The 25,266-nt window shown below is 67.5% G+C and carries 24 protein-coding genes; 14 read left to right on the forward strand and 10 right to left on the reverse strand.

What is annotated here, in order from left to right; translation table 11 throughout:
- Positions 1-191 precede the first annotated feature (191 nt).
- The gene (locus AC6RIC_RS23740) at positions 192-1,817 is read right to left on the reverse strand and encodes a long-chain-fatty-acid--CoA ligase (RefSeq protein WP_499736651.1); all 1,626 of its coding nucleotides are present in this window, start codon (positions 1,815-1,817) and stop codon (positions 192-194) included.
- 134 nt (positions 1,818-1,951) lie between these two features.
- Between AC6RIC_RS23740 and AC6RIC_RS23745 the strand changes: the two genes are divergently transcribed.
- From AC6RIC_RS23745 to AC6RIC_RS23760, 4 genes are all read left to right on the forward strand, one after another.
- Positions 1,952-2,416: a MarR family winged helix-turn-helix transcriptional regulator gene (locus AC6RIC_RS23745; protein ID WP_454658408.1), complete on the forward strand. Its 465-nt coding sequence runs from the start codon at positions 1,952-1,954 to the stop codon at positions 2,414-2,416.
- Positions 2,417-2,422: 6 nt separating this feature from the next.
- Positions 2,423-3,886 (forward strand): amidase, encoded by a 1,464-nt coding sequence (locus AC6RIC_RS23750; RefSeq protein ID WP_499734188.1) that lies wholly within the window; start codon positions 2,423-2,425, stop codon positions 3,884-3,886.
- A 300-nt stretch (positions 3,887-4,186) separates the two neighbouring features.
- Positions 4,187-5,563, forward strand: coding sequence for an aspartate aminotransferase family protein (locus tag AC6RIC_RS23755; RefSeq protein WP_499734189.1), 1,377 nt, complete (start codon positions 4,187-4,189; stop codon positions 5,561-5,563).
- 208 nt (positions 5,564-5,771) lie between these two features.
- Positions 5,772-5,981 (forward strand): hypothetical protein, encoded by a 210-nt coding sequence (locus AC6RIC_RS23760; protein WP_454658411.1) that lies wholly within the window; start codon positions 5,772-5,774, stop codon positions 5,979-5,981.
- Positions 5,982-6,294: 313 nt separating this feature from the next.
- Here AC6RIC_RS23760 and AC6RIC_RS23765 read toward each other — a convergent pair whose 3' ends face one another.
- Positions 6,295-6,891, reverse strand: a complete 597-nt coding sequence (locus tag AC6RIC_RS23765) for a L,D-transpeptidase (protein ID WP_454658412.1) — start codon at positions 6,889-6,891, stop codon at positions 6,295-6,297.
- Between the two features lie 222 nt (positions 6,892-7,113).
- On the opposite strand from AC6RIC_RS23765, the gene AC6RIC_RS23770 reads away from it, so the two are divergent.
- Positions 7,114-8,043 carry a histone deacetylase family protein gene (locus AC6RIC_RS23770; protein ID WP_499734190.1) on the forward strand — a complete coding sequence of 310 codons (930 nt, stop codon included), beginning with the start codon at positions 7,114-7,116 and terminating at the stop codon, positions 8,041-8,043.
- Positions 8,044-8,204: 161 nt separating this feature from the next.
- Here AC6RIC_RS23770 and ribB read toward each other — a convergent pair whose 3' ends face one another.
- On the reverse strand, positions 8,205-9,485 hold the full coding sequence (gene ribB, locus AC6RIC_RS23775; protein WP_499734191.1) for a 3,4-dihydroxy-2-butanone-4-phosphate synthase: 1,281 nt from the start codon (positions 9,483-9,485) through the stop codon (positions 8,205-8,207).
- 183 nt (positions 9,486-9,668) lie between these two features.
- Positions 9,669-10,787, reverse strand: a complete 1,119-nt coding sequence (gene aroC / locus AC6RIC_RS23780; RefSeq protein WP_499734192.1) for a chorismate synthase — start codon at positions 10,785-10,787, stop codon at positions 9,669-9,671.
- Between the two features lie 388 nt (positions 10,788-11,175).
- Between aroC and AC6RIC_RS23785 the strand changes: the two genes are divergently transcribed.
- Positions 11,176-11,961 carry a pseudouridine synthase gene (locus AC6RIC_RS23785; RefSeq protein ID WP_499734193.1) on the forward strand — a complete coding sequence of 262 codons (786 nt, stop codon included), beginning with the start codon at positions 11,176-11,178 and terminating at the stop codon, positions 11,959-11,961.
- A gap of 10 nt (positions 11,962-11,971) precedes the next feature.
- On the opposite strand, the gene AC6RIC_RS23790 is transcribed toward AC6RIC_RS23785, so the two are convergent.
- Positions 11,972-15,982, reverse strand: a complete 4,011-nt coding sequence (locus AC6RIC_RS23790) for a Pls/PosA family non-ribosomal peptide synthetase (RefSeq protein WP_499734194.1) — start codon at positions 15,980-15,982, stop codon at positions 11,972-11,974.
- A gap of 258 nt (positions 15,983-16,240) precedes the next feature.
- A complete protein-coding gene (locus tag AC6RIC_RS23795) occupies positions 16,241-16,852 on the reverse strand; it encodes a histidine phosphatase family protein (RefSeq protein WP_499734195.1) in 612 nt (203 codons plus the stop codon).
- 125 nt (positions 16,853-16,977) lie between these two features.
- Here AC6RIC_RS23795 and folP point away from each other — a divergent pair, with 125 nt between their 5' ends.
- The 3 genes from folP to folK are packed head-to-tail and all read left to right on the forward strand — an operon-like array spanning position 16,978 to position 18,696.
- Positions 16,978-17,820 carry a dihydropteroate synthase gene (gene folP / locus AC6RIC_RS23800; RefSeq protein WP_499734196.1) on the forward strand — a complete coding sequence of 281 codons (843 nt, stop codon included), beginning with the start codon at positions 16,978-16,980 and terminating at the stop codon, positions 17,818-17,820.
- Positions 17,817-18,191: a dihydroneopterin aldolase gene (gene folB / locus AC6RIC_RS23805; RefSeq protein WP_454658420.1), complete on the forward strand. Its 375-nt coding sequence runs from the start codon at positions 17,817-17,819 to the stop codon at positions 18,189-18,191. Before folP ends, folB begins: the two co-directional genes overlap by 4 nt.
- Complete coding sequence (gene folK / locus AC6RIC_RS23810; protein ID WP_499734197.1) at positions 18,181-18,696, forward strand: 2-amino-4-hydroxy-6-hydroxymethyldihydropteridine diphosphokinase; 516 nt, start codon at positions 18,181-18,183, stop codon at positions 18,694-18,696. Before folB ends, folK begins: the two co-directional genes overlap by 11 nt.
- A 60-nt stretch (positions 18,697-18,756) precedes the next feature.
- Here folK and fabI read toward each other — a convergent pair whose 3' ends face one another.
- The 3 genes from fabI to AC6RIC_RS23825 all read right to left on the reverse strand — a co-directional run bounded on the left by fabI (position 18,757) and on the right by AC6RIC_RS23825 (position 21,309).
- Positions 18,757-19,596, reverse strand: coding sequence for an enoyl-ACP reductase FabI (gene fabI / locus AC6RIC_RS23815; protein WP_454658422.1), 840 nt, complete (start codon positions 19,594-19,596; stop codon positions 18,757-18,759).
- Between the two features lie 155 nt (positions 19,597-19,751).
- On the reverse strand, positions 19,752-20,687 hold the full coding sequence (locus AC6RIC_RS23820; RefSeq protein ID WP_499734198.1) for a DnaJ C-terminal domain-containing protein: 936 nt from the start codon (positions 20,685-20,687) through the stop codon (positions 19,752-19,754).
- Between the two features lie 154 nt (positions 20,688-20,841).
- On the reverse strand, positions 20,842-21,309 hold the full coding sequence (locus AC6RIC_RS23825; RefSeq protein ID WP_454658424.1) for an RT0821/Lpp0805 family surface protein: 468 nt from the start codon (positions 21,307-21,309) through the stop codon (positions 20,842-20,844).
- Between the two features lie 124 nt (positions 21,310-21,433).
- Between AC6RIC_RS23825 and pdxH the strand changes: the two genes are divergently transcribed.
- The 5 genes from pdxH (at position 21,434) to AC6RIC_RS23850 (ending at position 24,231) form a co-directional block, all read left to right on the forward strand.
- Entirely contained in the window at positions 21,434-22,048 is a 615-nt protein-coding gene (gene pdxH / locus AC6RIC_RS23830; RefSeq protein WP_499734199.1) for a pyridoxamine 5'-phosphate oxidase, read from the forward strand.
- A gap of 67 nt (positions 22,049-22,115) precedes the next feature.
- Complete coding sequence (locus tag AC6RIC_RS23835; RefSeq protein ID WP_499736652.1) at positions 22,116-22,838, forward strand: SDR family NAD(P)-dependent oxidoreductase; 723 nt, start codon at positions 22,116-22,118, stop codon at positions 22,836-22,838.
- A 16-nt stretch (positions 22,839-22,854) separates the two neighbouring features.
- Positions 22,855-23,337: an NUDIX hydrolase gene (locus AC6RIC_RS23840; RefSeq protein WP_454658426.1), complete on the forward strand. Its 483-nt coding sequence runs from the start codon at positions 22,855-22,857 to the stop codon at positions 23,335-23,337.
- On the forward strand, positions 23,334-23,780 hold the full coding sequence (locus AC6RIC_RS23845) for a TIGR02301 family protein (RefSeq protein ID WP_499734200.1): 447 nt from the start codon (positions 23,334-23,336) through the stop codon (positions 23,778-23,780). The genes AC6RIC_RS23840 and AC6RIC_RS23845 overlap by 4 nt, the downstream gene beginning before the upstream one ends.
- A 181-nt stretch (positions 23,781-23,961) precedes the next feature.
- On the forward strand, positions 23,962-24,231 hold the full coding sequence (locus tag AC6RIC_RS23850) for a hypothetical protein (protein ID WP_499734201.1): 270 nt from the start codon (positions 23,962-23,964) through the stop codon (positions 24,229-24,231).
- 9 nt (positions 24,232-24,240) lie between these two features.
- Here AC6RIC_RS23850 and AC6RIC_RS23855 read toward each other — a convergent pair whose 3' ends face one another.
- A complete protein-coding gene (locus tag AC6RIC_RS23855; protein WP_499736653.1) occupies positions 24,241-25,254 on the reverse strand; it encodes a Gfo/Idh/MocA family protein in 1,014 nt (337 codons plus the stop codon).
- Between the last annotated feature and the right edge of the window lie 12 nt (positions 25,255-25,266).

Raw genomic sequence — 25,266 nt, forward strand, 5'->3', positions numbered from 1 at the left:
TTTCAAGGCGCCAGCCAGTGCCCTTCGACTACGCATCGAAACACGACGGTCATCCCGGGCGACCGCAGGGAGACCCGGGATCCATGCCTGAACCTTCATCGGAAGCGCTCCGGCATGGATCCCGGATCTCCGCTGCGCTCCGTCCGGGATGACGTGCTCCTTTTGAGGATGCTGAGGGAAGCCCCCTCCGATCACCCCGGCAGCCGATAATCCCTGAACATCTCGCGCAGCTTCGTCTTCTGGATCTTGCCGGTCGCGGTGTGGGGGATGGCCTCGACCAGCACGACATCGTCCGGCAGCCACCATTTCGCGATCTTGCCGGCCATGAAGGCGAGCATCTCTTCCTTGCCCGGCTTGCGCCCCGGCTTCGGCACGATCACCAGCAGCGGCCGCTCGTCCCATTTCGGATGGGCGACGCCGATCACCGCGGCTTCCGCGACATCGGGGTGCCCGACGGCGAGGTTTTCGAGGTCGATCGAGGAGATCCACTCGCCGCCGGACTTGATCACGTCCTTCGAGCGGTCGGTGACCTGCATGTAGCCGGCGGGATCGATGGTCGCGACGTCGCCGGTGTCGAAGAAGCCGTGATCGTCGAGGATACCGTCCTCGCTGCGGTAATAGGCGCCCGCGACCGCCGGCCCGCGCACCTTGAGCCGGCCGAAGGTCTTGCCGTCCCAGGGCAGGTCCGCGCCGGCATCGTCGGTGAGCCGGAACTCGACGGTGAAGGGAGGATGGCCCTGCTTGACCTTGAGATCGTAGAGCGCATCGCCCGAGAGCCCTTCATAGACCGGCTTCAGCGAGCAGAAGGAGCCGAGCGGGCTCATCTCGGTCATGCCCCAGGCATGGGCGACAGTGACGCCGTATTTGCGCTCAAAGGTCTCGGTCATCGCGCGCGGGCAGGCCGAGCCGCCGATGACGACGCGCTTCAGCGTCGAGAGCGTGCCGTTCGTCGCCTCCAGATGCTGGAGGAGGCCGAGCCAGACGGTCGGCACCGCCGCCGTCATGGTCACGCCCTCCTCCTCCAGCAACTGGTGCAGCGAGGGGCCGTCGAGCTTCGCGCCAGGCATGACCAGCTTGGCGCCGGTCATCGGCGCCGAATAGGCCAGCGACCAGCTATTGGCGTGGAAGAGCGGCACGACAGGCAGCACCGTGTCGCGCGCCGACAGGCCCATGAAATCCGGCGCGGCGCAGGCGAGCGCATGCAGCACGTTCGAGCGATGCGAATAGAGCACGCCCTTCGGCCCGCCGGTCGTGCCCGAGGTGTAGCAGAGCCCGGCCGCCGTATTCTCGTCGAAGCGACCCCAGGCGAAATCGTCGTCCGCCTCCGCCAGCCAATCCTCATAGGCGACGGCGTTCTTGAGACCGCATTGCTGCAGATGGGCAGCGTCGGTCAGGACGACATAGCGCTCGACGCTCGATAGCTTGTCCTGAAGCGCCTCGATCATCGGCACGAAGGTGAGGTCGAGGAAGAGCAGCCGGTCATGCGCGTGATCGACGATCCAGGCGATCTGCTCCGGGAACAGCCGCGGATTCACCGTATGCGTGATCGCGCCGATGCCGCTGATCCCGTACCAGAGTTCGAGATGGCGGTCGGTGTTCCAGGCGAGCGTCGCGACCCGGTCGCCGAGCGCAATGCCCTGGCGCTGGAGCCGCTTCGCAACCTTCAAGGCGCGGCTGCGGATCTCGACATAGCTGCGTCGCCTGAGGGCGCCATCCTCGACGGCACGGCTCACGACCTCGCGCGTGCCGTGCTGGATCGCGGCGTGGTCGATGATGCGGTGGAGCAGAAGGGGCCAGTCCTGCATCAGGCCGAGCATGCGCATGTCCTCCCAGATCCGTTTTGCCGAGAGGATAGCGAGGGGCTTCCGGGAAAGGGAAGTCATCCCATCGAAGGCTCGCCTGCACGCGCGAGATGGTTTAGGTCTAATCCGTCAAAAGCGGGGGGAACGCCATGACCGCAGCGAAAGCCGTGCCGCAGGCAGCGACGGAACCGGACCGGGTCTGGTTCCGCTTCATGCGGCTGCACCAGCGCATGTTGATGCAGATGACCGGGCGCATCCGCACGCTCGGGCTCTCGATCCCGCAATTCGACCTGCTCTCGACCCTGACCGAGCAGGAGGGCATCAGCCAGAGCGAGCTGGCCGAGAAGCTCTATGTCACCAAGGGCAATGTCTCGGGCCTCGTCGACCGGCTGGTGCAGGCCGGTCTGGTCGAGCGCCGCGCCATCGCCGGCGACCGGCGCTCCTATGCGATGCACCTGACGTCGGAAGGCCGCCGGCTCGCCGAGGCCGGCATTGCCGCCCAGCGCGATTTCGTCGCAAGCACGCTCGGCAAGCTGAAGCCGGACGACCTCGCCGAGCTCGACCGGCTCGTGCTGCTCTGGCGCGATCTCGCCCGCGCCGTCGATGCCGAGTGAGCGGGCATGGCCGACGGCATCGATCTGACCGCCTCCGCCACCACGTTGCGCGCGGCGCTGCTCGCCCGCCGCTTCAGCGCCACCGATCTCCTTGAGGCGACCTTTGCCCGTATCGATGCGCTGAACCCGCGCCTCAACGCGATCGTTGCGCAGGATCGCGAGGCCGCCCGTGCGATGGCGAAAGCCTCGGATGAGCGCCTCGCCAACGGCACGGCTCGCCCGCTCGAAGGGCTGCCGATCACGATCAAGGATGCCTTCGACGTCGCCGGCCTGCCTTCATCGGGTGGACTGCCGGCCTATCGCGAGCGTGTCCCCACTGAGGATGCTGCCGCAGTCGCAAGGCTGCGGGCGGCCGGCGCGGTGATCATCGGCAAGACCAACGTCCCAGTCTTCTCCGGCGATTTCCAGAGCTACAATCCGGCCCATGGCGTGACCAACAATCCCTGGGACGAGACGCGCTCGCCCGGCGGCTCCTCGGGTGGCGCGGCGGTCGCGGTCGCGACCGGCATGAGCGCCTTCGAGCTCGGCTCCGATCTTGGCAGCTCGATCCGCTGGCCGGCCCATGCCTGCGGCGTCTTCGGCCTGAAGACGAGCTGGGGGCTGGTCTCGACCTGGGGTGCGATCCCGCCGCCGCCCGAGCGGCGCACGCTGCGCAATGTCGACCTGATGGTCGCCGGGCCGATCACCCGCGCCACTGAAGATCTCGACCTGACCCTGCCGGTGATCGCGGGACCGCGCGACACCGCCCTGCCCGGTCCCGCCCTGCCGGAGCCGCGACAGACTGGCGCGAAAGGCCTGCGCGTCGCTGTTTGGGCCGACGATCCCTTCGCGCCCGTCAATCGGGAGGTATCCGATGCCGTGCGCGAAGCGGCCCACCGCTTGGCCGAGGCGGGGGCAATCGTCGACGAGACGGCCCGCCCCTCGATCCGTTTCGCCGACGCGTTCGAGGTTTATGCGCTGCTGAACCATGCCGTCGTGGCCTATGGCCTGCCGCCGAAGGTGCGCGCCCGCATCCAGGCGCAAGCCGCGCGCTTCAGCCCGAACGACCTGTCGCATCAGGCTCTTCAGGCGCGCGGCGCGCGAATGACACCCGGCTTCTATCAGCAGATCGACCAGCGCCGCCGCGCCCAGAAGCGGCAATGGGCGAGCTTCTTTGCGCGTTACGACGTGGTGCTCTGCCCGCCGGCGCCCGTCGCCGCGATCCCGCACGACCATGGCCCGGATATCCATGCGCGGCGCCTGATCGTGAACGGCGAGCCGCGGCCCTATCTCGATTTCCTGCTCTGGGCGGCGCTGGCGACGGGAGCCGACCTGCCGGCGCTCTCGGCGCCGGTCACGCGCACGCGCGACGGCCTGCCGCTCGGCGTCCAGATCATCGCGCCCTTCGGCGAGGACCGCACCGCCATCGCCGTCGGCGCCATGCTGGAGGAGCTGGGCGGGCGTTTCGCCCCGCCGCCGGTCGCACCATAGGTCATTTCCTGAGAAACCACACCGTCATCCCGGGCTTGCCCCGGGATCCATCGAAAGGCGTCGTACTCAATGATGGATCCCGGATCTCCGCTTCGCTGCGTCCGGGATGACGCGCGCTTTCCCCGGGGCTCGGCTTGTTTTCAGGCCGCGTGAGCGGCCCCTTCGCCCGTTTGGCGCGAAGCCTTTCCGTTGCGCTCGCCCTGCGGCAGAGTCTACCGTCCCTTGCATCAAAATCGCTCAACATTTGCGGTCAATTCAGATTACACTGGCAAGAATATTAAACAGAACCGGGAGCCCATCATGCTGTCGAATGTCGCCGTCAGGGATATCGAGACCCTCGTCCATCCCTATACCAACCTCGCCACGCATCGGCAGACGGGCCCGCTCGTGCTGGAAAGCGGCAAGGGCATCTATGTCTACGACTCCGCCGGCAAGGAATATATCGAGGGCATGGCGGGGCTCTGGTGCACCTCGCTCGGCTATTCCAACCAGGAACTGGTCGAGACCGCCTATGAGCAGATGAAGAAGCTGCCCTTCACCCATATCTTCGGCGGGCGCAGCCATGATCCGGCGATCGAGCTGGCCGAGAAGCTGAAGGAGATCGCCCCGGTTCCGATCTCCAAAGTGTTCTACGGCGCCTCCGGCTCCGACGCGAACGACACCCAGGTCAAGATCGTCTGGTATCTCAACAACGCGCTCGGCCGGCCGCAGAAGAAGAAGATCATCTCGCGGCTGAAGGGCTATCACGGCGTTACGGTCGCATCGGCCTCGCTGACCGGCCTGCCGAACAACCATATCGATTTCGACCTGCCGCTGCCCGGTATCCTGCACACCTCCTGCCCGCACCATTACCGCTTCGCGGAGCCGGGCGAGAGCGAGCAGGATTATTCGTCGCGCCTCGCCGCCGAGCTGGAAGAGATGATCCTGCGCGAAGGGCCTGACACGGTCGCCGCCTTCATCGCCGAGCCGGTGATGGGCGCCGGCGGCGCGATCATCCCACCGGCAGGCTATTTCGAGAAGATCAATGCCGTGCTCGCCAAGTACGACATCCTGTTCATCTCGGACGAGGTCATCACCGGATTCGGCCGCACCGGCAAGATGTTCGGCACCGAGACCTATGGGCTCAACGCCGACTCGATCTCGCTCGCCAAGCAGATCACCTCGGCCTATTTCCCGCTCAGCGCCGTGATGATGAACGACAAGATCTATGACGTTCTGGTCGACCAGAGCCGCAAGATCGGCACCTTCGGCCACGGCAACACCTATGCCGGCCATCCCGTCGGCTGCGCCGTCGCGGTGAAGACGCTGGAGATCTACCAGCGCGAGAAGATCGTCGACCATGTCGAGAAGGTCTCGCCGACCTTCCTGCGCCGCCTCACCAAGCTGAACGAGCATCCGCTCGTCGGCGAAGCCAAGGGCGTCGGCCTGATCGGCGGCGCCGAGCTGGTCAAGGACAAGCAGACCAAGGCCTCCTTCGAGACCAAGAAGGGCGTCGGCGCCAAGGCCGTGGCCTATGCGCTGGAAGAGGGCTTCATCACCCGCGCCATGGGCGACCGCCTCGCCTTCTGCCCGCCGCTCGTGATCAACGAGGCCGAGATCGAGGAAATGTTCAACCGCTGCGAGCGCGCCCTCGACAAGACCCTGAACTGGGCGAAGGCCGAAGGCCTGCTGGCCTAAGCGCACCGACATCGCCAGAAGACACAAGGCCGGGCGGCAGCGCCCGGCCTTTTTCGTGCCCGGCAATGTGGCGAAATCCGGGATCACCGCCCGAAAACGCCACGAACAGATCACAGAGGCGCCCCGGCGCCGTCCCGATCCGGCGTCAGACAAGCGAAGTCGGCAGGCGCGAGCCGCCGGCGCGAGGTCCACAGCTTGAGTAGAAGCCATGCTTCAACGCGACGCCCATTCCCCGACACCGGTCAGCAAGGGTTTCCACGACGCCACGGCGCGGGTGATCTATGCGACCTTCTTCCGCCCGATCGCACTTCAGGCGGTCGCCGCGGGAACCCGACAGATGTCACCTGCGTTGAAGCAGCACGGTGAAGCGCGCAAGGCCGAGTTGCCCGGCGTTCTCCGCCACGGTTTCTACGACTGAAACCTCCCCTTCGAGACCCTTCACTTGGCCGGTGCGGAGCTTGCTCTCACCGGCCTTTTTCTTGGGCTATCTCCAAGTTCACCCCAGAGCGAGCCATTTGTCATTCCGGGGCATGCCGCGGGCATGAGCCCGGAACCCACGACTGGGCGCAACGCTCGGCTTCACTGATCGGGCAAGCGCTCGCCCAGTCGTGGGTTCCGGGTTCTTCGCTGCGCGAAGCCCCGGAATGACAAAGGGGTTCAACCAAAAGCATACCCAAACGAAAACGGGCGGCCCGAGGCCGCCCGCCGAATTCTCCGGATCGTCCGATCGCTCAGACGACGATGACCTTCGCGCCAACCGGCACGCGGTTGAACAGGTCGATCGCGTCGATGTTGCGCATCCGGATGCAGCCGGACGAGGCCGAGCGGCCGATCGTCTCCGGCTCGTTGGTGCCGTGGATGCGGTAGAGCGTGTCGTGGCCGTTCTGGTAGAGATAGAGCGCGCGCGCGCCGAGCGGGTTTTCCGGCCCGCCATTCATCCCGCCGGCAACCGGCTTCAGATGCGGCCAGCGCTTGACCATCTCGGCCGGCGGCGTCCAGCGCGGCCATTCCGCCTTGCGCTGCACGACGGCTTCACCGGTCCAGCCGAAAGCCTCGTCACCGGTGGCGACGCCGTAGCGGATGGCCTTCTTGTTCGGCAGGACGAGATAGAGGAACTTCTCCTTCGTATCGACATAGACCGTGCCGGGCGGCTGCCCGGTCGGATCGGCGATCTCGTAGGGAAGATAGGGCAGGTAGGTGTCGAACTTGGGGACGAGCGCGATATATTCCGCGTCACGGGCTGACAGCTCCGGAGCAGCCACGCTCTTATACTGGCAGGCGCCCAACAGGGCCGACAGCGCCAGTGCAACGAAAGCGGTCTTCTTCATAGCCTCCACCCAGCCGACCCTAAGGCAGCCTTTATGATGAATCGAACGTTAACGCTTCGTGTCGCCAGAGCGCTTCCCCACGAGCGGCGGCTCGGCGAAGCACTAGGCCTCAAACGGCGATGGTGCAATCCGGTTCCCGCCGCACTGTCCAGAAGGGCGTTTGGCGTGGCAAAGCGGCCACGCATGGCGTTGCAGCCTGCCCTCATACAGGGATAGCCGGCTTTGACGACCTTGCTCTTCACCCATCCGGCCAGCCTCGCGCATGCGATGCCAGCGGGCCATCCCGAATGCGCCGACCGGATCAAGGCGGTCGAGAACGCGCTCGAAGCCGAGCGTTTCGCAGCACTGATTCGGTTGGAGGCGCCGCTCGGCACGCTCGATCAGGTCGCGCTTTGCCATCCGGAAGCCTATGCACGGGCGCTGATCGCATCCTCTCCTGCCGCCGGCTTCGTCCAGGTCGATGCGGACACGCTGATGTCGCCCGGCACGATCGAAGCGGCGCTGCGCGGTGTCGGCGGCGCGGTCGCCGCCGTCGATGAGGTCATGACCGGCAAGGCCCGCAACGCCTTCGTCGCGATGCGCCCGCCCGGCCACCATGCCGAGCGCGAGCGCGCCATGGGCTTCTGCTTCTTCAACCATGCCGCGATCGCGGCGCGTCACGCGCAGAAGGCGCATGGGGCGGAGCGCGTCGCCATCATCGACTGGGATGTGCATCACGGCAACGGCACGCAGGACATCTTCTGGGACGATGCCTCGGTGCTCTACGCCTCCGTGCATGAGATGCCGCTCTATCCCGGTACAGGCTCTGCCATGGAGCGCGGCACGCAGGGCACGATCGTCAACGCCCCCTTGCGGGCCGGGGACGGTTCCGACGAGTTCCGTGAAGCCTTCGAGACGGTGGTCCTGCCGCGGCTCGATGCGTTCCGCCCCGATCTCGTGGTGATCTCGGCCGGGTTCGACGCGCATTGGCGGGACCCGCTCGCCGACCTCAACCTGCGCGAGACCGATTTCGCCTGGGCGACGCAAAAGCTGATGGAGACCGCCGACCGCCATGCCGGCGGCCGGATCGTCTCGGTGCTGGAGGGCGGCTACGATCTCGACGCGCTGGCGAAATCGACAGCCGCCCATGTCTCGGCGCTGATGGAAGGCTGAACGCAGCCGAACTCCCATTCCGCGTCAACAAGCACGAGTCATCCCGGACGGAGCGAAGCGACGATCCGGGATCCATGCCTGAGCCTTTATCGGAAACGCTCCGGAATGGATCCCGGGTCTCCCTTCGGTCGCCCGGGATGACCCGCGCTTTCTGTTAGCGACTATTCGAGCGGCGCCGTCCCGGCGATCTCGATACCGAAACCGCCCAGGCCGACGAAGGAACGCGGCGAGGAGGCGAGGTTCACGATCGAGCGGACGCCGAGATCGCGCAATATCTGCGCGCCCAAGCCGACCTCGCGCCATTGCTGGCTGCGCAGCGCGTCGGAGTTCTCGTCATCGACAGCCTTGATCGGCACGCCGGCGCTGCCGTCGCGCAGATAGATCAGCACGCCCTTGCCTTCCTGCTGGAAGCGACGCAGCGCGCACTGGATCGAGCCGGCGCCGCCGAGCACGTCGGCGACGACATCGGCACGGTGCAGACGAGCCGGCACCTTCTCGCCATCGCCGAGCTTGCCCATGACGAAGGCGAAATGCTGGGTGCTGTCGAAGGGCGTGACATAGACATGGCCGGTCACGTCGCCGAACTCGGTCTTGACTGGGAAGGAATGCACCCGCTCGACCAGCTTCTCGCGCGACTGGCGATAGGCGATCAGGTCGGCGACAGTGATCTGCTTCAAGCCATGCTTCTCGGCGAAGGCCGTGATCTGCGCGCCCTTCATCACCGTGCCGTCGTCATTGGCGAGCTCGCAGATGACGCCGACCTGCGGCAGGTCGGCGAGCTTGCAGAGGTCGACGGCCGCTTCTGTATGGCCGGAGCGCATCAGAACGCCGCCGTCCTTGGCGATGAGCGGGAAGACATGGCCGGGCCGGACGAAATCGGCGGCACCCATGTTGCCGTTGGCGAGCGCGCGGACCGTGTTGGTGCGCTGCTCGGCCGAAATGCCGGTGGTCAGCCCGTGCTTGACGTCCACCGTGATGGTGAAGGCGGTGCCGAGCGGGGCGTCGTTCGACGAGACCATCGGGTCGAGCCGCAGGCGCCGTGCCTCGGCAGCTGTCAGCGGCGCGCAGACGATGCCGCAGGTGTTACGGATGATGAAGGCCATCTTCTCCGGCGTGCAGAGGGAGGCGGCGACGATGAGATCGCCCTCGTTCTCGCGATCGTCGTCATCGGTGACGATGACGATCTCGCCGCGGGCGAAGGCATCGATGGTCTCGGCGACATTGTTGGACATGGCAGCCTCGCGCGGCCTGGACAGGCCGAGGAAATCATTGGGGGTGACCGCGCCGCCGGTGGCGGCGGTGATGCGCTCGGCGCTTTCGCGGGAAATCCAGGCAGCGGGATCGTTGCAAAGCGCGGTCACGCTGGCCGGCGACAGGCCGACCTGTTTCGCGAAGGCGCTGCGCGCGATCTTGTTCTGCCGGAGCCAGACGTCGAGCTTCATGCCGTGAAGCTAATACGGCGCCGCTTCATCCGCAATGAATGATCGATGTATTTTCAGTATTGCTTAAATGCAAGATGCTGAACCGTCATGCTCGCCCTTGTGGCGAGCATCCACGTCTTGACCACCACCTTCGATAAACGAAGGCGTGGATGGTCGGGACAAGCCCGACCATGACGCCTTCCGTCACTCCTGGAACGGCCAGCGCGGCTCGACGACACCGACCTGCGCGCGATGGCGCAGATACTGGTCCGCCAGCACGCAGGCGACCATCGCCTCGCCGACCGGCACGGCGCGGATGCCGACGCAGGGGTCGTGGCGGCCCTTGGTGAACATCTCTGCCTCGCCGCCGGTGCGGGTCACGGTCGCGCGCGTCGCCAGGATCGAGGAGGTCGGCTTGACTGCAAACCGCGCGACGATCGGCTGGCCGGTCGAAATGCCGCCAAGGACGCCGCCAGCATGGTTTGAGAGGAACAGCGGCTTACCGTCATTGCCGGCGCGCATCTCGTCGGCATTCTCCTCGCCGGAGAGTTCGGCCGCGCCAAAGCCTTCGCCGATCTCGACGCCCTTGACCGCGTTGATGCTCATCAGCGCGGCGGCGATCTCGGAATCGAGCTTGCCGTAGATCGGGGCGCCCAGCCCCGGCGGCACGCCTTCCGCGACGATCTCCAGCACGGCGCCGATCGAGGAGCCGGACTTCCTGATACCATCGAGATAGCCCTCGAAGAAGGCAGCGGCCTTGGCGTCCGGGCAGAAGAAGGGGTTGCGGCCGACCTCCTCCCAGTCCCAATTGGCGCGGTCGATCTTGTGCGGCCCCATCTGGACGAGCGCGCCGCGCACGATCATGCCGGGAACGACCTTGCGGGCGATGGCCCCGGCGGCGACGCGCATCGCCGTCTCGCGCGCCGAGGAACGCCCGCCGCCGCGATAGTCGCGGATGCCGTATTTGACGTCATAGGTGTAGTCGGCATGGCCGGGCCGGTACTTGTCCTTGATGTCGGAATAGTCTTTCGAGCGCTGGTCGACATTGTCGATCAGGAGCCCGATCGAGGTGCCGGTCGTGACCTGAACGCCGTCGCTCTCGCGGGCGAAGACGCCGGAGACGATACGGACCTCGTCCGGCTCCTGGCGCTGCGTGGTGAAGCGCGACTGGCCGGGCCGGCGGCGGTCGAGATCGCCCTGGATGTCGGCCGCGGTCAGCGGCAGCAGCGGCGGGCAACCATCGACGACGCAGCCGATGGCGGGCCCATGGCTCTCGCCGAAGGTAGTGACGCGGAAGAGATGGCCGAAGCTGTTATGCGACATGGGAGCCCGATTGCGTTTCCTACCGGCTCTTAAGCCGGATCGGCGCGCGGCGAAACCCCGCAACGGTCGCGATGGTCATTGACAAGGCCGGGCGCTACCGGCTTCAAGCACGGCCATGAGCCGGACGCCCAGCCCTTCGCGCTCCTGGCGCCCCGGGAGCCCCATCATCGCGGGAGCCTAGCCCCGAGCCGCCCGGCAGGGCCGCTTCGGGGTCGATCCGGCTTTCGACCAGCCTGCCCGCAGGCGGCGAGCCACGCGTTTTCCGACATCGACAGGCTTCCGCATCGAAGCCATCCGCCGCCGAGCATGGCAGCGACCGGCCGTTGCCGTTCAAGCGCGGGCGGCCGGCGCGCCTGCCCGCGCTGCCGCGAGCCATACCAGACTCATCATGAGATTTCTTCGCAAGCGTACCGCCCCCGCATCGACGGCAACCGTCAGCCTTGCCCGCGCGCTGTCGAAGCTCGGCTATTGCTCCCGGACGCAGGCCGAGAAGCTGGTGCGCGAGGGGCGCGTCACGGTCGACGGTCGCGCCGCGCTCCACCCCGAATTGCGCCTCGATCCGCAGCGGGCGCGGCTGGCGGTCGATGGCCAGCCGGTGACGGCGGCGCGCCGCATCTACCTGATGCTCAACAAGCCGCGCGGCATGGTGACCACGGCCAGCGACCCGGAAGGTCGCCGGACCGTCTATGCCTGCCTGGAGGGGCTCGACCTGCCGCATCTCGCCCCGGTCGGCCGTCTCGACATGGCGAGCGAGGGCCTGCTGCTGATGACCAACGATACGCGCTGGGCACAGCGCATCCTCGATCCCGCTTCCGGGGTCGACAAGACCTACCATGTCCAGATCGACCGTGTGCCGGACGAGACCTTCATGGCCCGGTTGCGGCAGGGAGCGGTCGACGGAGACGAAGTGCTGTCGATCCGCTCGGCCGCGCTGCTGCGCTGCGGAGAGCGCAATGCCTGGATCGAGATGGTGATCGACGAAGGCCGCAACCGGCAGGTCAGGCGGATCGTCGAGGCGGCCGGCGCCGAGGTGCTGCGCCTCGTCCGGGTCAGGATCGGCGAACTCGAACTCGGCGATCTCGCCAAGGGTGCGGTCCGCGAATTGCCGTCCGAGGAGACGGCATTGCCGCTCGCCGGATACCCTCCCGGAGAGCCAAAGGTCCATCCCGCCTAGAGGATGCGGATCAGTGCGCCGGCCCCTTCGCCGGCGCAGCGGGTGCGCCCTCCCAGCGCGTATGCGCCGGCAGGTTCTCGCCCTTCATGATGACGGTGAGCAGGCCGATCTGGGCGTAGTCGCCGACATGGGTGTCGTAGAGCACGGTCGCGCCGGCGCCGACGCAGACGCCCTTGCCGAGACGCACGCGGCCGACCTTCATCACCCGGTCCTCGTAGAGATGGGTCTGCAGCGCCGAATGGGCGTTGACCGTGCAGAAATCCCCGACCTTGATGCAGTCGAACTCGGTGATATCGGTCGAGTCGAGCCAGACGCCCTTGCCGTATTTCGCGCCGAACAGCGCCAGGAACCAGGGCAGGAACGGCGTGCCGCGCAGATAGTCGAACAGCACCTTGCCGCCGAGGCCCCAATACATCACCGCCACGGCTTCGGTGCGCATCGCCCACCACGACCACATCGGTTTCATGACCGGCTTGTAGACGCCCATCATCAACCATTTCACGGCGGCGCAGATCAGCGCCTGCACCACGGCGATCGCGACCGCGACCGCCATGAAGGAGAGGACAAGGCCGATCCAGTCGCCCTCGTTGATCCGCTGCTGCAGCACCAGGTCGACAGCGATCGTGCCGAAGGTGATGAACAGCATCGCCGGGAAGGAGGTATGCAGCGCCTCGAACAGGCCGCGCCCGAACTGCTTGGCGGCGGAGGGCTTGTAGGTCCAGTCGGCGCCGAGATCGACCTTCTGCCGCGTCGGCAGGCGGATCGGCGGCGAGCCGAACCAGGTGTCGCCGGGCTGCATGCGGTCATTGGCGGGGGGCTTCGACTTGATGCCGATCAGGACGCGGTCGGGGATGACGGCGCCCGGCGGGACCACGGCGTCGTTGCCGACGAAGACCTGTTCGCCGGTGCGCGTCGCGTCGAGGCGCATATAACCGCGGCGCATGTCCTCGTCGCCGAAGACGACCTCGTCGGCGATGAAGTTGCCGGCGCCGATGCCGGTCAGGTCATAGCGGCCGGAGAGATTGGTCGAGATCTCCGCGCCCTTGCCGATGCTGGCGCCCATCAGCCGGTACCAGGCGCGCATGTAGATGGTGGCGAAGAGCGAGGAGAGCGTCTCCAGCGTCACCTCGGTCGCCAGCGCCACCGTCCATTTGCGGGCGTAGAAGCCGGAATGGATCGACCAGGAGCCCGAGGTCACGCGCGGCAGGATCGCCCAGCGCAAGGCCGCCATCAGCAATACGGTGAAGGCGATCAGGCCAATCGCTGTCGGCCAGGTCAGGAGCGGCAGGAACCAGAGATAGCTGACATCGGTCCAGCCGGCGATGAAGTAGTCGATCTTGTCGAACAGCCAGAAGGCCGGGAAGATCGGCAGCAGGCTGACCGGCGGCAGCACGACGAGCATCAGGATGTAGAAGCAGGTCATCAGCGCGCGCCGGCCAGCGGAGGCCTCGGCCTGCGGCGGCAGGGCCGCGACATCGACCATGCCGATCTTGCGAGCGGGCGTGCCGTCCCAGATTTCGGCCTCGCCGACATGGGCGCCGGGTCGAATGGCGGTCAGGTCGCCGATTTCGGCGTGGTCGCCGATCACCGAGTCGTGGCCGAGCACGACGGAGGCGCCGACGGAGACGTCCTTGCCGATGGTGATGCGGCCGATGACCAGCTTGTCACCGATCGCCTCGCCATTGGCGAAAGTGGTCTTGGAGCCGAAGCTGGTGCCGTCGCCGATCTCGATCAGGTCGATGGCGCCGGCCTCGTAGTCGGAGATGATGACGTCGCGCCCGACCCTGGCGCCGAGCAGGCGCCAGTAGAAGCGCATCACCGGCGTGCCTTGCAGCCACTTGATATGGACGAGCCCGGCGACGCGGGCGGCAAACCACCAGCGGAAGTAATAGACGCCCCAGAGCGGGTAGACGCCCGGTTTCGTCCGGCCGAGCACCAACCATTTCAGCGCGATCGCGATGAGGCCGGTCACGACGATGATCGCGACATAGACGCCGAGCAGCGCGGCGATCTGGCCGAGCAGCGGCAGGTCCTCGCCCGAGAGGAGCATGTAGGTGACGAAGACGCCGAGCCATTGCGCGGTCGCGAGGCCAATGATGACCGGCAGCGCCACGGCCTGGGCGAGACCGCAGAGGAAGCGGCGCAGGAAGGGCGGCGGCGTGAAGGAGAGGTCCTCGGCCACGGCGACGCCGCGCTCGTCGAGAAGCGCCGCCATCGCCCGCAAGGTCCGGGCGGCATAGACGTCCTGCAAGGTGATGCCGGCATAGGCCGGGGTCTCGCGTACGATCGAGATGAAACGCGCCGCCAACAGCGAGTGGCCGCCGAGATCGATGAAGAAATCGGCCTCCAGCGGCAGGCTCGCCGTGCCGAGCACGCGCTTGGCCGCCTCCAGCAGCGCAGCTTCGGTCGCGTTGCGCGGCGGCTCCTGCTCGCCATCGGCGCTGGGCGCCGTCAGGGGCGCCGCCTTGAGCATCTTGCGGTCGACCTTGCCGGAGACCATGCGCGGCAGGGAGCCTGCCGCCTCGAAATGCGCCGGCACCATATAGGGCGGCAGCTGCTCGCGCAGCGCCGCCCGCAGCACCGGCCCGTCGACCGCGACGCCGGGCTCGGGCACGACGAAGGCGACGAGACGCTCGATGCCGTCATCGGTCCGCAGAACAACAGCGGCCTGCGCCACGCCGGGCTCGTCGGCGAGTTTCGATTCGATCTCGCCGAGCTCGACACGGAAGCCGCGGATCTTGATCTGGTCGTCGATGCGGCCGTGGAAGACGATGTTGCCGTCGGCATCGAGGCTGACCGCGTCACCGGAGCGGTAGAGGATCGGATCGCCCTCGCCCGCGACGCCCGTGAAGGGATTGGCGATGAACTTCTCGGCCGTCAGCTCCGGCCGGCCGTGATAGCCCTTGGCGACACCGGGGCCGCCGATCAGCAATTCGCCCTGCTCGCCCGGCTGGACGAGGTGCATGTCCTCGCCGACGACGTAAGCCGTGTAGTTCGGGATCGGCTTGCCGATGGTCACGGTCTCGCCGGGCACGACCTCGGCCGCGGTCGCGACCACCGTCGCCTCGGTCGGACCGTAGGTGTTGAGGATGCGCCGGCCGGGCTTCGACCATTTCTGCACGATCGCGGGCGGCAGCGCCTCGCCGCCGAGCAGGATCAGCTTCAGCGAGGGCACGTCGGCGGGCAGGATGCCGAGCAGCGTCGGCACGGTGTCGATGATGGTGACGCCGGCCTCGTTCAGGATCGCCGGCAGCTTCTCGGCATCGCCCATCATCTCGGGCGAGGCGACGAAGAGGGTCGCGCCGACGAGATAGGGCGTCCAGATCTCCTCCATCGAGAGGTCGAAGGCGACCGAGGCGCCCTGGAAGGCGACATCGTCCGGCCCGAAGCCGTAGAGCGCGTTCCCGGAGCGCAGGAAATGGCAGATGTTGCGGTGGCTGATGACGATCGCCTTCGGCGTGCCCGTCGAGCCCGAGGTATAGATCAGATAGGCGGGGTGCTCGACCGTCAGCCCGGCGGGGCGCGCCGGCGGTTCAACTCCATCGGCATTGGCGGCGAGGCCCTCGGGCGTCCAGACGGCGCGCTCCGTTGCCTCGGCCCGCCCCGCCCAGCCGGTGCAGGTGACGATGCCCTTGGCATCGGCATCGTCCAGACAGGTTGCGATGCGCTCGACCGGCGCCTCGGCATCGAAGGGAATCCAGGCGGCGCCCACCCGGGTGATCGCGATCTGCGCGACCAGCAGGTCGATGCCGCGCGGCATCCACAGGCCGACCATGTCGCCCGGCCCGATGCCAGCGAGTTGCAGGCCGCGCGCCTGCTTGCCAGCGGCAGCCCAGGCCTCGGCGTAGCTCAGCCGGCGTTCGAGATCGGTGAGGGCGGGATGATCGGGACGCGCTGCGACCGTGGCCGCGAAAATCTCGGCCAGAACCTCGTCCCGAATCAGATCGGGCCGCTTCTCGCCGACCAGAATGGCGAGGGTGTTGGCGGCAGCCGCGTCAGACGCCGCGGACAGCTTCGTCATATCGTTCATCGCGCCCCGCTGCGCTGAAAGGCCCGTCGTTGACACCGCGGCAGCCCCTGCCTTCGGCCGTATGGCGCCTTATCACGCACCTCGTGAAGAAAACCGGAATCGTCGCCCTCGCCTCGCGACTTCCGCGTGTGTCCCCGGCCGGGCAGGCCGCCGCATCACGCCTCCTCGCTAGCATACTCTCCCTGCGGAATCACGCCTGAACCGGCCATGAATGCCGCCAGCCCCGTCGTGATCCAGCCCTGAGCAAACTCAGAGCCAGTCCGCCTTGTTCCCGCTGACGACGAGCAGCTTGCCCTGCCAGATCTCGACCATCGAAGCCTCGCGCGGCGCCACCGCCCCGACCAGCGCCAGAATGGCGCGCGCCACGCCGCCATGGCTGACGATCACCGTCTCGCGCTCGAGTTCCTCCAGAACCGGACGGACGCGCTCAGCCAGCATGCGGTAGCTCTCGCCGCCCGGCGGCACGAAGCCCCATTTGTCGCGCTCGCGCAGATGCGCCTGCTCGCGCTCGGCCTTGCGGATGTCGCGCCAGGTGAAGCCTTCCCACTCGCCGAAGGTCAATTCGCGCAGGCGGTCGTCGATACGGTATTCGCCGACCGGCAGGGCCAGTTCGCGCCGGAGGATATCCATGGTCTCGCGCGCCCGCTGCATCGGCGAGCCGATATAGGGGAGATCGGCATAGGCCGGCTCCAGCGCCTTCAGCCGGTCGGCAGCCTCTGCGGCCTGGCGACGGCCGAGATCGTTCAGCGGAATATCCTGGGCGCCCTGCAGCCTGCCCTCCCGATTCCAGTCGGTTTCGCCATGACGGACGAGGATGAGACGGTGAGGCAGCGAGAGCGGGACCATGCGGGGTTTCTGCACGCTGGCACCGGCACGGTCAAAGCTCTTCCCGGCGCTTTCCGGCGATGGCGACAATCGGCCGCTTTCTGTGGCCGAATTTACACGGGCTGTGTATAGCGCCCTTGCCTCGTCACCAGCGGAACCACATGCCCCCTGCCCTCACCTTGCCAGACGGCCGCAGCCTCGCGCTTCCCGCGATGCCGCTCGTCATGGGCATCGTCAACATGACACCCGATTCGTTCTCGGATGGCGGGTTGCTGGCAGATGCCGGGGCAGCGATCGCCCATGGCGTGCGCCTCGCGGCTGAGGGCGCAGCCATCGTCGATGTCGGCGGCGAATCGACAAGGCCCGGCCATGCCACCGTCGACGCCGCGACCGAGATGGGCCGCGTGCTCCCGGTGATCGCCGGGCTCAAGGCCGAGGTCGACACTCCGATCTCGATCGACAGCTACAAGGCCGAGGTGGCGGAAGCGGCGCTCGCGACCGGGGCCTCGATCGTCAACGACGTGTGGGGCGCCCAGCGCGACCCGCGCATCGCCGAGGTCGCGGCGCGGGCCGGCGCCCCGATCATCCTGATGCACAACCGCGAGACCATCGACGCCTCGCTCGACATCTTCGACGATGTCCTGCGCTTCCTCGAACGCTCGATCGCGATCGCGACGGAGGCCGGCGTGCCGCCGAGCCAGATCGTGGTCGATCCCGGCATCGGCTTCGGCAAGACGATCAGGCAGAACCTCGACCTGATCCGCCATCTCGATCGCCTCGCCGTGCTCGGCTGCCCGGTCCTGCTCGGCGCCTCCCGGAAATCGACGCTCGGGCGCATCACCGGCCGCGAGGTTCCGGCCGAGCGGCTCGCCGCCAGCATCGCCGCGCATCTCTATGGCGCGTCCCGCGGCGCCGCCATCATCCGCGCCCACGACGTCGCCCCGCATATTGACGCGCTCAAGACCTGGGCCGCCATCGAAGACAGCATGAAAGCAGACCTGTGAGCGAAACCGGCCGCATCCTGATCGAGAAACTCGATATCTACGCCTATCACGGCTTCTTCTCGGAGGAGGAGCGACTCGGCCAGCGCTTCGTGCTCGACCTCGTGCTCGATGCCGACCTGCGCGCCGCCGCCGCCAGCGACCACCTGGCCGACACCGTCGATTACGGCCGTGCGGTCGCCATCGTCGCCGAAGCCTTCACGGCCCGCCGCTACCACCTGCTGGAAGGCGCGGCGCGCGCCGTGGCGCTGGCGATCTTCGACGCCTTCCCCCCTGTCACGAGCGTCGAGGTCACGCTGCGCAAGCCCGCGCCGCCGATCCCGGCGACGCTCGGCTCGGTCGGCATCCAGCTGAGGTTCCAGCGTGAAGGTTGAAGCCGCACTCGCCTTCGGCGGCAATATCGGCGACCCCGTCGCGGCCTTCGCCGCGGCGCTGAAGGGGCTGCGCGAGCATTCCAGCGTGACGCTCGGCCGCCTGTCCTCGATCTATCGCACGCCACCCTGGGGCAAGACCGACCAGCCGGAATTCCTCAACATGGCCGCGCTGGTCAAGACCTCGCTGCAACCAGCGGATCTGCTCGCCTTCTGCCTCGAGCTGGAGCGCGCCGGCGGGCGCGAGCGCCGCGAGCGCTGGGGGCCGCGCACGCTCGATATCGACATCCTGACCTATGGCGATGCGATCATCGACCAGGCGCGCCTGCAGATCCCGCATCCGCGCATCCCCGAGCGCGCCTTCGTGCTGACGCCGCTGGCCGAGATCATGCCGCAGCGCCGGATCGGCGGGCGCAGCGTCACAGAGCTGCTGGCAGCCGCCACCGACGAAACGATCCGCCGCGACGATGCCGCGACGGATCGGTTGAAGGCTCTGCTGGCAGGCTAGCTCACCACTTCGACACCGGGTCGATCGAGCGGAAGCCGCTGGTCGATCCGATGCGTGGCGTCACTCGCCCTTGTCGAGGGAAATGTCCGGCGCTGTCGGCACCTTCATGCCGACGACATGGTAGCCGGCATCGACATGCATGATCTCGCCGGTGATGCCGCGCGACATGTCGGAGACGAGGAAGACCGCGGTCTCGCCGACCTCCTCGATGGTGACCGTGCGGCGCAGCGGCGAGTTGTACTCGTTCCAGCGCAGGATGTAGCGGAAATCACCGATGCCGGAGGCCGCAAGCGTCTTGATCGGACCGGCCGAGATCGCGTTGACGCGGATCTTCGAAGGGCCGAGATCAGCGGCGAGGTACTGCACGCTCGATTCCAGCGCGGCCTTGGCGACGCCCATGACGTTGTAATGCGGCATCCACTTCTCGGCGCCGTAATAGGTCAGGGTCAGCATGGCGCCGCCATCCGGCATCAGCTTCTCGGCGCGCTGGGTGATCGCCGTGAAGGAATAGCAGGAGATCAGCAGCGACTTCGTGAAGTTCGCCTCGCTGGTCTCGACATAGCGGCCGGTCAACTCGTCCTTGTCGGAGAAGGCGATGCAGTGGACGACGAAGTCGAGCTTGCCCCAGAGCCTCTCGACCTCGGCGAAGACCGCGTCGATCGTGGCGCCGTCGGTGACGTCGCAATGGCCGACGACATGGCCGCCGAGTTCCTTGGCGAGCGGCTCGACCCGCTTCTTCAGCGCATCGCCCTGATAGGTGAAAGCGAGTTCCGCGCCGGCATCGGCTGCCGCCTTGGCAATGCCCCAGGCGATGGAGCGGTTGTTCGCGACGCCCATCACGAGCCCGCGCTTGCCCTTGAGGAGATTGGCGGTCGGCGAAACGGCGTTGGAATCAGGCATGGGGGACCCGCAGATGAACGATGAGCAGGTCTCTTAGAACAGTCGTAGGAAAACGGGAACCGCTTTGATGCCCGCCTCCACGGCTGAATCATGCATAAGGCCGCGATCCGTGGCCCGCGCGACCCGTTTTCGGCCGCGCCGACACCCGAGCCGGCTCAGTTCGCCTCGTCGCGCGCCTTCATCAGGGCGGTCAACTCGGCGTCGCTCGCCGGCATTTCGATGTCGATGGCGACGAAGAGATCGCCGACCGCGCCCTTCTCGCCTTTGAGGCCCTTGCCGCGCAGGCGGAACTGCCGGGCCGTGCCGGTCATCGCCGGGATGTTCATCTCGACGGCGCCGGTCAGCGTCGGCACATGCAGCGGCCCGCCCAGCACCGCCTTGGCAAGCGGCACCGCGACACGGGTGCGCAGGTCGTTGCCGTCGACGATGAAGCGGGAATCCGGCTTGACCTTGATGGTCATCATCACGTCGCCGACCTCGCCCGAGAACGGGTCGGTCTGGCCGAGCCCGCGCAGGCGCATCACCTTGCCGTCGCTCACCCCCTCGGGAATGGTGATCTCGACCTCGCGACCGCCGGGCAGCTTGACCCGGCGCGTGCCGCCGGTCGCGGCCTGCGCCAGCGTGACTTCCAGCGTGAAGCTCTGCTCCGGCGGCTTCTGCGGCTCGGGCTTGCCACGGGCGCGCCGCCCGGCCTCGCCGAAGAGCGAGGAGAAGATGTCGGAGGCGTCGAAACCGGCATCGCCGCTGGCGCCGCCCGGGCCGCCGCGACCACCGAAGGGATGGCCGCCGCCCTGGCCGAAATTGAACTCGAAGCCGCCGCTGCGCCCGCCGCGGCCGGCGCCCATGCCCTCGAAACCCTGGAAGCGCGGCTTGCCCTCCGCATCGATCTCGCCGCGGTCGAACTGCTTGCGCTTCGCCTCGTCGCCCAGGATCTCATAGGCGGTGTTGAGTTCGGAGAACTTGTCCTGCGCCTTCGGATCCTCCCGGTTGCGGTCCGGGTGCAGCTCCTTGGCGCGGCGACGGAAAGCCTTCTTGAGTTCCGCATCGCTCGCGCCGCGGGCGACGCCCAGAACCTGATAGGGATCGCGCATCCAAAACCTCGTTTCCACGCAAAATCGAACGGCCGGCGCCTCAGCCGCCAGCCGCCCGTCTCGCCCTATGTGGGGGCGGTGTGGCGCGTGCGCAACACCTCTTCGAGGTCGTTCTGCACCCGGCGCTTCAACAAGGCAAGCAGCGTGAAAAGCCTCAGCTCAGCCCCTTCCAGGGCCCCATGTCCTTGACCGCCCACTCGCCGCCCGAAGGACGGCAGGCCGTGCCCTGCAGCTTGACCGGGCGGACCTGCGTCTGGACGCTGGCGATGAAGGCCCGGCAAATCTCGTCGGAGCGCAGGAACGGGCCGCCGACCGGGATGAAGGAACCCTTGATACCGCTCTGGGGATTATCCCAGGAGACGGCGGCGCCATTGCCCTGCGGATCGAGCGCCACGCCCATCGCGCCGTCGGCACGGCGCATGTCTTCCGGCCCGAGTTCCGATGCCAGGCTGGCGAACGGGCCGGCGCGATCACCACCGCGCGCAGGCAGAACCGCCGAGGTCGTCATCGCCGAGGCCGCGACCTCGTCCTCGCTCTTGCTCGACAGGCTCAGAATCGGGAAGGACACCGAGCAGCCGGCGCTGATCAGCCCCAGCAGCATCGCGGCAGCCAGCGGGCGCATGGGGGCTGCGCAACGGTTGAGGCTTTGGAACGCCCCCGCCCCTGCCCTATATAGACCAGCCGACTGAACCCGGATCACTTTTGCGCTCGCCCAACGCCCACTCTCACTACCCGAGGATTAGAACGTGCAACCGTTAACGAGCGGTGACTTCACCGAGGAAAACGAGCCTTTCGCCTTGTTCCAGAAGTGGTTGGACGAAGCGACGAAATCCGAGCCGAACGACCCGACCGGCATGGCGCTCTCGACGGTCGATGCCGAGGGCATGCCGAACAGCCGCATGGTGCTGCTCAAGGGCCATGATCCCGATGGCTTCGTGTTCTACACCAACACCGAAAGCCAGAAGGGCCAGGAACTGCTCGGCCAGCCCAAGGCGGCCGCGCTGTTCCACTGGAAGAGCCTGCGCCGGCAGATCCGCATCCGTGGTTCGGTCGCGCTGGTGAGCGACGCTGAATCGGATGCCTATTTCCAGTCCCGCCCGCGCGACAGCCGCATCGGCGCCTGGGCCTCGCAGCAGTCACGCCCGCTGGAGAGCCGCTTCGCGCTGGAGAAGGCGGTGGCGAGCTACACGCTGAAATTCGGCATCGGCGAGATTCCGCGTCCGCCCTACTGGCGCGGCTTCCGCATCAACCCGACCTATATCGAGTTCTGGCGCGACGGCGCCTTCCGCCTGCATGACCGCATCGTCTTCCGGCGCGCCGCTACTGGCGACGCATGGACCAAGACGCGCTTCTACCCCTGAGGACACCTGCCCCATGGCGATGCCCAAGTTCGATTTTCCGAAGACCGAACCGGGCAAGCGCCCGGTCATGCTGCTGACCGGGGCGAGCCGCGGCATCGGCCATGCCACGGTGATGCAGTTCGCCATGGCGGGCTGGCGCATCCTGTCCTGCTCGCGCCAGGCCTTCTCAGACAAATGCCCCTGGCCGTCGGGCGCCGACGACCATGTCCAGATCGACCTCGGCGACCCCGAGGACACGATGCGCGGCATCGCCGAGATCAAGAAGCGGCTCGCCGTCGAAGGCGGCAAGCTGCATGCGCTGGTCAACAATGCCGGCATCTCGCCGAAGGGGCGCAACGGCGAGCGGCTCGGCGCCGCAACCACCTCCTTCAACGACTGGCACAAGGTCTTCCAGGTCAACTTCTTCGCGCCGATCATGCTGGCGCGCGGCCTGCTCGACGAACTCACCGCCGCCAAGGGTGCGATCGTCAACGTCTCCTCGATCGCGGGCTCGCGCGTCCATCCCTTCGCCGGCGCGGCCTATGCGACCTCGAAGGCGGCGCTCGCCAGCCTGACCCGCGAGATGGCCGCCGATTTCGGCCCGCTCGGCGTGCGCGTCAACGCGATCTCGCCCGGCGAGATCGACACCTCGATCCTGTCGCCCGGCACCGAGAAGATCGTCGCGACCCTGCCGATGCAGCGCCTCGGCAGGCCCGACGAGGTCGCCAAGGCGATCTACTTCCTGTGCACGGACGCCTCGAGCTACGTCACAGGCTCGGAGCTGCACATCAATGGCGGGCAGCACGTTTGATGCGTGAGCCGCTGGCATGAGCGAGGATGGTGGCCAGGTCATCCGCTTCCCCACGCCCGGCCGGGCCGCGGCGCGGCCGGTGCTGGCGGCCTCCGTCGCCGTCTTCCGCGACGGGAAAGTTCTGCTGGCTACCAGGACGAAACCGCCAGCCGATCAACTCTGGTCGCTGCCCGGCGGCAAGGTCGAAGCCGGCGAGACGCTTGAAGAGGCGGCCCTGCGCGAGCTGGAGGAGGAGGTCGGCGTCGCCGCTCGCATCCTCGGCTTCAACCGTCATGTCGAGATCTTCGGCCGCGACGCCAAGGGCGCGGTGACGCATCATTTCGTCGTCGCCTCCTTCGTCGGCGAATGGCTCTCCGGCGAACCGCGCACGGGGCCGGAAGCCGGAGCGGTGATGTGGGCCGATCCGCTCAAGCTCGGCGGCCTCGCGACCACGCGCGAACTCGGCGACGTACTGCGGCGCGCCCATCAGCTCTTCGCGGCCGGAGCGCCCTCCTCATGATCGCCCGGATTCGCTATCCGGCGCTTCTGGCCGCCCTGCTCCTGCTGCCGATCACGGCGGAAGCGCAGCAGCGGCCCCAGCAGCCGGCCGCGAAGCCGCCCGCGACCAAGCCCGCCGAGCAGCCGGCGGCTGAACCTGCTGCCCCGCCCTATGAGCCGCAACTCCTGCAACTCTCCGAGATCATGGGCTCGCTCGCCTATCTCAGGACGCTCTGCGGTGGCCGCGAGGCACAGGACTGGCGCACGCGGATGGCGGCGCTGATCGAGGCGGAAGGCCGGACGCCGCAGCGCCGCGACCGGTTAACCGCAGCCTTCAATCGCGGCTTCAAGGCCTATTCCCTGACGCATCGCTCCTGTACCGAGGCGAGCCAGGAAGCCGCCTCGCGCCTCGCCGCCGAGGGTGAGGCGCTGTCGCGGGCGCTCGCCGGGCGCTATGGCGGATAGGCAACAGCTGTTGCCCTAAGGCTTCTTCCACCGGATTTTCCCGGTCGCGTTAACCTTTCTTAAACTGCGCGGTAGCGTGCCGCTCTGGCACGGCCTATGTCTTGAGTATCGCCCAACCGTCGCGATCCGGGGCAGAAGCGCCGCGATTCGCGTCAGACAGAAGGCCTAGAGTCCCGTTTCGATGCCGATCCAGCCAGACGACACGATGCTCGACCCGAATCTCGCCGAGGACCATGGCGACGTCCGCCGCGTGGCCTATGGCTATGTCGAGGATGCCTTCAACGAGGCGCAGCAGGACGGGCTCGATCCCGACGCCATGGCCCATGCCGCCCTGTTCGCGGCCCTGCGCACGCTGGTCGCGACCTATGGCGAGGACGCGACCGCGACCTTCGCCGAGACATTGGCCGACAAGGTCCGCTGCGGCGCCTTCACCTGCGGCACGCGGCACTGAACTGACGGATCAGGGCGCCGTCGCCGACTGCGCCCGTATTGTTTCGATGATCCGCAGGACGGCCGCGCTTTCGCCGAGAGGCATCTCCGCGCAAGCGACTTTTCCTGCACGAATCGCCGCCATCGCCGCTTCCGCCTGGAATTGAAGGCCGTTGCCGGCGAAGGCGTAGCCCTCGCTGACCCGCCCTGACCGAGGCATACGGTCTAGCAGGCGCGCCACGCCCCCCGCTCCGCGCTCATAGGCTGCCACTGCACGGCCGGCTTCGGCATACCAGCTCAATCGCTGGGCCTTCAGGAACGGCGCCTCGAAGATCATTCCGCCGCGCTCGCCCTCGACCAGCAGCCGGTTCGTGCCGTCCCGGTCGAAGCCGCAGGACAGCTCTGCGATCGCAGCCGGATAATCCAGCCGGAAACTGCTGCGCCGGTCGACACCGGTTCCGGCCGCAAGCCAGCTTCCGTCTACGGCCGTTGGCTCACCCAGCAGATGCAGCGTCAACGACAGCGGATAGACGCCGAGATCGAAGGCAGCGCCGCCGCCCAGGGCCGGATCGAAGAAGCGGCTGCCCGGCTCCTCGGGATGGAGATAGGAGAGATCGGCGCTGATGCGCCGGACCTTGCCGATGCGGCCCGCGGCGATCTGCTCGCGCGCCCGACGCACCGCCGGCAGGAAGCGGCTCCAGAGCGCCTCCATCGCGAAGACGCCATGCTCGCCTGCCGCCCGCGCGATCGCCTCGACATCGGCGCTGGCAAGCGCGATCGGCTTCTCGATCAGCACAGGCTTGCCGGCGGCGAGGGCTTTGAGCGCCTGCGCGGCATGGAGATGGTTGGGCGTCGCGATATAGACCGCCTCGATCGCCGGATCGGCGAGGAAGGCGGCCTCGTCGTCATAGGCCCTCGCCTCGCCGAAACGCGCGGCGAAGCCTCGCGCCTTCTCAAGGGAGCGTGAGTGCACTGCGGCGACACGCGCCTGCGGCAGCAGGCCGAGATCGGCGGCGAAGAGCCCGGCAATGGCGCCGGTGCCCATGATCCCCCAGCC

It is taken from the genome of Allobosea sp. TBD101 (genome assembly GCF_059817965.1).

Excerpts from the sequence above, each read along its gene's own strand:
- AC6RIC_RS23740 (WP_499736651.1), bottom strand. The coding sequence starts at position 1,817 with ATGCTCGGCCTGATGCAGGACTGGCCCCTTCTGCTCCACCGCATCATC.
- AC6RIC_RS23745 (WP_454658408.1), top strand. The coding sequence starts at position 1,952 with ATGACCGCAGCGAAAGCCGTGCCGCAGGCAGCGACGGAACCGGACCGG.
- AC6RIC_RS23750 (WP_499734188.1), top strand. The coding sequence starts at position 2,423 with ATGGCCGACGGCATCGATCTGACCGCCTCCGCCACCACGTTGCGCGCG.
- AC6RIC_RS23755 (WP_499734189.1), top strand. The coding sequence starts at position 4,187 with ATGCTGTCGAATGTCGCCGTCAGGGATATCGAGACCCTCGTCCATCCC.
- AC6RIC_RS23760 (WP_454658411.1), top strand. The coding sequence starts at position 5,772 with ATGCTTCAACGCGACGCCCATTCCCCGACACCGGTCAGCAAGGGTTTC.
- AC6RIC_RS23765 (WP_454658412.1), bottom strand. The coding sequence starts at position 6,891 with ATGAAGAAGACCGCTTTCGTTGCACTGGCGCTGTCGGCCCTGTTGGGC.
- ribB (WP_499734191.1), bottom strand. The coding sequence starts at position 9,485 with ATGAAGCTCGACGTCTGGCTCCGGCAGAACAAGATCGCGCGCAGCGCC.
- aroC (WP_499734192.1), bottom strand. The coding sequence starts at position 10,787 with ATGTCGCATAACAGCTTCGGCCATCTCTTCCGCGTCACTACCTTCGGC.
- AC6RIC_RS23785 (WP_499734193.1), top strand. The coding sequence starts at position 11,176 with ATGAGATTTCTTCGCAAGCGTACCGCCCCCGCATCGACGGCAACCGTC.
- AC6RIC_RS23790 (WP_499734194.1), bottom strand. The coding sequence starts at position 15,982 with ATGACGAAGCTGTCCGCGGCGTCTGACGCGGCTGCCGCCAACACCCTC.
- folP (WP_499734196.1), top strand. The coding sequence starts at position 16,978 with ATGCCCCCTGCCCTCACCTTGCCAGACGGCCGCAGCCTCGCGCTTCCC.
- fabI (WP_454658422.1), bottom strand. The coding sequence starts at position 19,596 with ATGCCTGATTCCAACGCCGTTTCGCCGACCGCCAATCTCCTCAAGGGC.
- AC6RIC_RS23820 (WP_499734198.1), bottom strand. The coding sequence starts at position 20,687 with ATGCGCGATCCCTATCAGGTTCTGGGCGTCGCCCGCGGCGCGAGCGAT.
- AC6RIC_RS23825 (WP_454658424.1), bottom strand. The coding sequence starts at position 21,309 with ATGCGCCCGCTGGCTGCCGCGATGCTGCTGGGGCTGATCAGCGCCGGC.
- AC6RIC_RS23835 (WP_499736652.1), top strand. The coding sequence starts at position 22,116 with ATGCTGCTGACCGGGGCGAGCCGCGGCATCGGCCATGCCACGGTGATG.
- AC6RIC_RS23840 (WP_454658426.1), top strand. The coding sequence starts at position 22,855 with ATGAGCGAGGATGGTGGCCAGGTCATCCGCTTCCCCACGCCCGGCCGG.
- AC6RIC_RS23845 (WP_499734200.1), top strand. The coding sequence starts at position 23,334 with ATGATCGCCCGGATTCGCTATCCGGCGCTTCTGGCCGCCCTGCTCCTG.
- AC6RIC_RS23850 (WP_499734201.1), top strand. The coding sequence starts at position 23,962 with ATGCCGATCCAGCCAGACGACACGATGCTCGACCCGAATCTCGCCGAG.
- AC6RIC_RS23855 (WP_499736653.1), bottom strand. The coding sequence starts at position 25,254 with ATGGGCACCGGCGCCATTGCCGGGCTCTTCGCCGCCGATCTCGGCCTG.